We start from the raw sequence: 3,114 nt of genomic DNA on the forward strand, positions 1-3,114 counted from the left end.
ACCGACTACTGTCAGACCCGTCCACATTCGCTGCAGCCACCGCTTGAATCCAACGGCGAGATCGCAGCCGTAGGTTCTGTCTCGCGACGCCGCGCGCTTACCTCGCGCTGGAGCTGGATGCTCGCTCGGTTGCGCCCGCGCCACGCGCGCGCTTACCTCGCTCGGCGAGCCAGCCGTTCCGAGTCGGAAATCAGCACGCTCTTGCCCTCCAGGCGAATCCAGCCCCGGTGAGCGAAATCTGCCAGCGCCTTGTTCACTGTCTCGCGTGAAGCGCCCACCAGCTGGGCGATCTCCTCCTGCGTTAGGTCGTGGGTGACCCGCATCGCCCCGCCCTCTTGGGTGCCGAACCGCTGGGCCAGCTGCAGCAGTTGCTTGGCGACGCGGCCCGGCACGTCGGTGAAGATGAGGTCGGCCAGGTTGTTGTTGGTGCGGCGCAGCCGTCGGGCCAGCACCCGCAGCAGCTGCTCGGCGATCTCGGGACGATCGGCAATCCAGGACCGCAGCGCGTCGCGGTCCATCGACACCGCCCGCACCTCGGTAATGGTGGTCGCGCTGGAAGTCCGCGGCCCAGGGTCGAAGATCGACAATTCGCCGAACATGTCCGACGGGCCCATGATCGTCAGCAGATTCTCCCGGCCGTCCGGTGAGCGCCGGCCGATTTTCACCTTTCCGGAAATAATGATGTAGAGCCGATCGCCGGGCTCCCCTTCCGCGAAAATCGTGTGTCCGCGGGGGAAGTCGACGGGCTGCAGTTGTTTAGTCAGCGCGGCGACGGCGCTGGGTTCGACCCCCTGGAAGATTCCGGCCCTCGCCAGGATCTCGTCCACGTTGCCCCTTAAGCTCTTTTCAATGTCATTGGCGTTCTTTGGCACAGATCGAATACCCGGCTTCGCCTCGCGCCGCTAACGGCCCGCATTGTCGCCAGGCTGGCCAACCCCTAACCGGTTAATCAGTTGAGTCTAAAGGTAGGCCATTTGTTCGACGTGCCAACGCTACACAGGATTGGCATGCCGAGTCGGGCTAAATTGCGGATTCGCTCGCGAATGCCGATGCCGGCGCGTGGGCAGGCCCGGTTCCTCAGCGATGGCGAACGCTGCCCGGTAGAAGGGATCGGCGTAGTGCTTGTTTCGGCTGACTGATGCAACCGGCGGGTCGGTGATGCGATCGCCGCGGCGACGGTGCATGTGGTTCAAAGCCTCCGGCATGCCCTCTCGGGCCAAAGTGCTCACGTCGTCGGCCTCGGCCTGCTCGAGAAATTCGGCGACATCCTTCGCGGTCACGCTGTCGTTGGCCAAGCGCGCTTCGAGCCGGCCCAGCCCGAACGTCGCCAGCATCATCAACGCCGGGACGAAGGCCACGAGCAACCACGACACAAGGTGCAAGTAAACACGGCGAATATCTCAGCGAGATTACAAATCAGTACTCTGTCGAAGGTGACTGCGGGTAAGACTTCTCGGCGCTCCGCGCCAGCAGCCGCCATGCCGGACGGCGCCTCCGACCGGCGCTGGACCTCGGAGAGCCGCACCGCGTTGGTGCGGCGGGCTCGCCGGATGAATCGCAAACTGGCAGAAGCATTTCCGCACGTGTACTGCGAATTGGATTTCACCACACCGCTTGAGCTGACGGTGGCCACGATCTTGTCCGCGCAGAGCACCGACAAGCGGGTGAACCTGACGACGCCGGCGCTGTTCGCCAAATACCGAACCGCGCTGGATTACGCGCAGGCAGATCGCGAAGAATTAGAAAACCTCATTCGCCCCACTGGTTTCTACCGCAACAAGGCGTCCTCGCTGATCCGCCTCGGACAAGAGCTGGTCGAGCGGTTCGACGGCGAGGTTCCGGCCACAATGGAGGAGCTGGTATCGCTGCCGGGCATCGGTCGCAAAACCGCCAACGTGATCCTGGGCAACGCGTTCGGCGTCCCTGGGATCACGGTCGACACCCACTTCCTGCGGCTGGTGCGCCGGTGGCGCTGGACCCCGGAGACAGACCCGGTCAAGGTGGAGCACGCCGTCGGCGCGCTCATCGAACGCAGCGAGTGGACCGACCTGAGTCACCGGGTGATCTTTCACGGCCGCCGGGTGTGCCACGCCCGCAAACCGGCGTGCGGAGTGTGCGTGCTGGCCAAGGACTGTCCATCGTATGGGACCGGCCCCACCGAGCCGCCGGTGGCGGCCGCGCTGGTGCAAGGCCCCGAAAAAGAGCATCTCTTGGCGCTCGCCGGCCTGTAGACCCGGCAGATGAGCACGCTTGCCGACCGGAGCACCCGCTGGACCATCGCGATCCTGGTAGTGGTGGCAGCGCTGATCGCAGCGCTGGTGGTCGAATTACGGCACAACTCCTCACCGGCTTCCCCGTCGGGACCGCCAAGCGCCGGGCGCGAACACCGTGACGCCGACACCCCCGCAGCGCTGGCCGGGCCTCGGCGGCGCGCCGCTCTGCCGCCCTGCCCTACCGGCACCGGCGATCCCGGGCCGGTCGCGTTGCACGGGGTGGTGGTGGAATGCGCGGCGGACGGCTCCACCGTCGATGCCGCGCGAGCGCTGAACGGGCGCCGGGTCGTGCTGAACCTGTGGGCGTACTGGTGCGGTCCGTGCACCACCGAATTACCCGCGATGGCCGAGTACCAACGCCGCGTCGGGTCGGCTGTAACGGTGGTGACGGTGCATCAGGACGAGAACGAGACGGCCGCGTTGCTGCGGTTGGCCGAGCTGGGTGTGCGGCTGCCGACTTTCCAGGACGGCCGCCGCCGGGCCGCTGCGGCGCTACGAGTGCCGAACGTGATGCCCGCGACGGTGGTATTGCGCCCGGACGGTAGCGTTGCGCAGACGCTGCCGCGAGCTTTCTCCAGTGCAGACGAGATCGCAGCGGCAGTCGGCCATTAGACACAGAGGGAGGCGCCGGTGAGCGCAGCGGTTTCGCTGACGCCTGACGTCGGCCCGGCCTGGCTGCGCCCGCTAGTCGAGAACATCGGTCACGTTCCCGCCGCGGCTCGGCGTCGGCTGCCGGCCGACGTGCTCGCGATGGTGACTGCCGCCAAGGCGACGGCGAAGCTGCGCGGCGACGGCCGTGACGCGGCGGTGCTGGTGCTGTTCTCCGGGCCGGAGTCCGGAC

Annotated in this window: 4 protein-coding genes and 1 pseudogene (1 of these 5 only partly in view); 3 read left to right on the forward strand and 2 right to left on the reverse strand. The window is 66.6% G+C overall.

What is annotated here, in order from left to right:
* Window positions 1–152 precede the first annotated feature (152 nt).
* Both crp and ACFE99_RS14210 read right to left on the reverse strand, forming a co-directional pair.
* On the reverse strand, window positions 153–827 hold the full coding sequence (crp, locus tag ACFE99_RS14205; RefSeq protein ID WP_083090133.1) for a cAMP-activated global transcriptional regulator CRP: 675 nt from the start codon (window positions 825–827) through the stop codon (window positions 153–155).
* Between the two features lie 165 nt (window positions 828–992).
* Window positions 993–1,337, reverse strand: coding sequence for a hypothetical protein (locus ACFE99_RS14210; protein WP_375486316.1), 345 nt, complete (start codon window positions 1,335–1,337; stop codon window positions 993–995).
* A 141-nt stretch (window positions 1,338–1,478) separates the two neighbouring features.
* On the opposite strand from ACFE99_RS14210, the gene nth reads away from it, so the two are divergent.
* From nth to ACFE99_RS14225, 3 genes and pseudogenes are all read left to right on the forward strand, one after another.
* The gene (gene nth / locus ACFE99_RS14215) at window positions 1,479–2,231 is read left to right on the forward strand and encodes an endonuclease III (RefSeq protein WP_375486318.1); all 753 of its coding nucleotides are present in this window, start codon (window positions 1,479–1,481) and stop codon (window positions 2,229–2,231) included.
* Window positions 2,232–2,240: 9 nt separating this feature from the next.
* Window positions 2,241–2,885 (forward strand): TlpA family protein disulfide reductase, encoded by a 645-nt coding sequence (locus ACFE99_RS14220; protein ID WP_375486296.1) that lies wholly within the window; start codon window positions 2,241–2,243, stop codon window positions 2,883–2,885.
* 18 nt (window positions 2,886–2,903) lie between these two features.
* Window positions 2,904–3,114 (forward strand): annotated as a pseudogene (locus ACFE99_RS14225) (NUDIX hydrolase); it runs 523 nt beyond the window's last position.

This window comes from uncultured Mycobacterium sp., from assembly GCF_964249325.1.
Classification (GTDB): Bacteria; Actinomycetota; Actinomycetes; order Mycobacteriales; family Mycobacteriaceae; genus Mycobacterium.